This is a genomic window from Streptomyces sp. NPDC050743 (assembly GCF_044456925.1).
Classification (GTDB): domain Bacteria; phylum Actinomycetota; class Actinomycetes; order Streptomycetales; family Streptomycetaceae; genus Streptomyces.
Map to the genome: position 1 here is coordinate 1 of NZ_JBITGJ010000269.1, position 3,266 is coordinate 3,266.

At 70.6% G+C, this 3,266-nt stretch carries 2 protein-coding genes and 1 pseudogene; all 3 read left to right on the forward strand.

What is annotated here, in order from left to right; genetic code table 11:
• Positions 1-280: zinc ribbon domain-containing protein (locus ACIBJF_RS52745; protein ID WP_399185013.1), on the forward strand; the 280-nt coding region annotated here is incomplete at its 5' end.
• A 60-nt stretch (positions 281-340) separates the two neighbouring features.
• Positions 341-1,065, forward strand: a pseudogene (locus tag ACIBJF_RS52750) (PP2C family protein-serine/threonine phosphatase); the annotation flags it as partial.
• Between the two features lie 387 nt (positions 1,066-1,452).
• Positions 1,453-3,147, forward strand: coding sequence for a GAF domain-containing protein (locus ACIBJF_RS52755; RefSeq protein WP_399185014.1), 1,695 nt, complete (start codon positions 1,453-1,455; stop codon positions 3,145-3,147).
• The last annotated feature ends 119 nt before the right edge of the window (positions 3,148-3,266 follow it).

The following is a 3,266-nucleotide window of genomic DNA, read 5'->3' on the forward strand; positions in this document are numbered from 1 at the left end:
CGCCGCGACGAAGCGTGCCCTGTGCGAGATGGGCCGCAAGCACGGGCGGGAGGTCCGTCTCGTGCACCCGGCGCACACCACGATGGACTGTGCCAAGTGCGGAGCGAGAACCAAGCACGCACTGCCTCTGTCGATGAGAACGTATGCCTGCACCGTGTGCGCAGCCGTGTCCCCCAGGGACAAGAACTTTGCCCGCGTGATGCTGGTCCGGGCAGGTTGGAACCCGGACGGTGTCGAGGGCGTAGGACCACCCGAGCCGCCGGCTCCGGTGGCGGCCTGAGCCGTAGATCCCCGCTCAGCCCTGGAGGGCGACGCATCCCCTCCCTCAGGGAGGGGAGCCTTCAAGCAAGTGCGAAGCGGAGCCGAGCAGTTCCAGCGTCTTCTGCTGCCGAGGCTACCGGACTTGCATCCCTTCACCGCCGCCGCGATCTACCGTCCCGCCACCGCGCCCGCGCACCTGGGCGGAGACTGGTACGACGCCGTCCTGCTCCCCGAAGCGCCTGCGCGGCCGTCATCGGCGACGTCGTCGGTCACAACCTGGAATCGGCGGCCGCCATGGCCCAGACCCGCCACATGCTGCGCGCCCTGCTCTACGACCGGCGCGCCCCGCCCAGCGCCGTCCTGTGCCAGCTCGACCGCACCCTGCAGGCGATCACCGACAACCCCCTGACCACAGCCTGCCTGGCCCGCATCGAGCCAGGCGCAGCCTCCTGGACCCTGCGCTGGAGCACCGCGGGCCACCTCCCACCCCTGCTGATCACCCCCGACGGCCAGGCCGCATATCTCCACGCCGAGCCCGGCGTACCTCTGGGCGTCGACACCGACCAACCCCGACCCGACCACAACCATCCCCTGCCGACGGACTCCACTGTGATCTTCTTCACGGACGGCTTGGACGAACACCCCCACCGGCCCATCGACACGGGGCTGCGCGCCCTCTCCGCAGCAGCCACCGCCCACGCCCACCTGCCCGTCGAAGATCTGTGCACGGTCCTTGCGGACCACCACCCCAGCGACGGCCACGACGACCTGGCCATCCTCGCCCTGCGCACACCGCCCCGGTAGCCAACGGCTGAAAAAAGCAGTGGCCCGCCAGCCCGAAGATCGTTGAAGCCTTCATGTAGGAGACCAGCAGCACAGCGGATCGCCAGCCACCGCCGGGATTCGCCCGTCTATCGGACGCCTATTGGATGTTGCCCGACTCTCCCCTGTACGACGGTGCCCGAGGCGCCCCGCACCGGAGCTCCCATCCGTGTAACGCCCTGTGCCACCGTGCCCGACCCTGCGACCCCCCGCCGGCCGACCCCTTGTGAGCAGTAGCCTCGCTGTCGGCCGGGTGCCGTCCAACGGACTTGGATCGTCGGGCATCCTAGGGGAATATGCCGCCAGACGGTGAGGGGAGCTGTGGTGGACGAACGCGCGCAGAGTTCGCGTGAAGTGGAGGCGTCGGGGATGTCTCCGCAGCTGCGGCTGGACGCACTGCTGGAGGACCTGCAGCAGCAGGTGGCGCAGGTACGGGGGGCCCGGGACCGGGTCCACACGCTGCTGGACGCGGTGCTGGCGGTCGGTTCCGACCTGGACCTGGAGGTGGTGCTGCACCGCATCGTGGAGTCCGCGGTCACCCTGGTCAACGCCCAGTACGGGGCGCTCGGCGTGCTGGGCGAGGAAGGCACGATCAAGCAGTTCGTCACGGTCGGCATGGACGACGAGGCGATCGCCCGCATCGGGCACTACCCGCGCGGCGAAGGCATCCTCGGCCTGCTCATCCGGCACCCGGAGCCGCTGCGCCTGGCGAACCTGGCGGACCATCCGGCGTCCGCCGGCTTCCCGGACGGGCACCCGCCGATGGCCAGCTTCCTCGGCGCCCCCATCCGGGTACGCGACCAGGTCTTCGGCAACCTGTACCTGACCAACAAGCAGAGTGGCACGGAGTTCGACACCGACGACGAGGCGGTGCTGCGCACCCTGGCCGCGGCGGCCGGCGTGGCGATCGACAACGCCCGGCTCTACGACGACGCGCACCGCCGGCAGCGGTGGCTGGCGGCCAGCAACGAACTGACCCGCAGCCTGCTGTCCGGCGCGGAGCCCGCCGCCGTGCTGGAGTCCTTCACCGCCACCGTGCGCGAGATGGCCGGTGCGGACCTGGTCACCCTGGCGGTGCCGGTCGGCGACCGCGGCGAGCTCGTCATCGAGGCCGCGTCGGGATCGCCGACCGAGGAGGTCCGCGGGCTGCTGCTGCCCGCCACGACACTGGCCGCAAAGGTCTACGCATCCGGCGAGACGATCACCAGCGAGGCCGTCAGCGCCGACCCGCGCGCCGAGGGCGGCAGCGCCTCGGTGGTGGAGCTGGGGCCGGCGTTCCTCGTCCCGCTCGGCACCCGGGAACACGTGCGCGGCGTGCTGCAGGTGGCCAACGCGCCGGGCGGCTCCCTCTTCACCGACGCCGTCATCGACATGGTCACCGGGTTCGGCAACCAGGCCGCGCTGGCGCTGGACGTCGCCGAGCACCGGCGCGACACCGAACGCATGGTCGTCCTCAACGACCGGGACAGGATCGCCCGGGACCTGCACGACCTGGTCATCCAGCGCCTGTTCGCCGGCGCGCTGTCCCTGCAGTCCACACTGGGCCGGGTCTCCGACCGGCCGCAGGTCAGCGAACGGATCCAGCGCGTCGTGAACGACCTGGACGACACCATCAAGATCATTCGGTCCACCATCTACGGCCTGCGCGAGCACGACCAGACCCGTCGCGGCAGCGGGCTGCGCGCGCAACTGGTGGCGGCCACCGAACGCGCCACCGAGCCGCTCGGCTTCGCCCCTGCGCTGCGCATGACAGGACTGCTGGACACAACTGTGTCCGCAGAACAGGCCGAGCAACTGCTGGCCGTGCTCGGCGAGGCGCTGTCCAACGCTGCCCGGCACGCGCACGCCACCACTGTCGACGTCGACGTCGAGGTCACCGACACCTCCCTGCGGCTGCATGTGGCCGACAACGGCCGCGGAATCGACCCGGCGGTCACCCGCCGCAGCGGTCTGGCCAACCTCGGCAAGCGCGCGGAGGAGATGGGCGGCACGTTCAGTCTGTCCTCCAATCAGCCGAGCGGCACCGTAATCGAGTGGGTCGTCCCTCTCTCCGCGAGCGCCTGACATTCTGTCACGGGAGCGCCTCGGTCGTAGCTATTCAGCGGGGTGCGGCCGGTGCGCCGGCCGGGCAGCATGATCGCTAGGCTGGTGCGGTGGAGGATCCCGTCGAGCCAGAGCATGAC

What these genes read in the sequence shown, in the direction of transcription:
- ACIBJF_RS52755 (WP_399185014.1), top strand. Translation starts at nt 1,453, where the DNA reads ATGTCTCCGCAGCTGCGGCTGGACGCACTGCTGGAGGACCTGCAGCAG.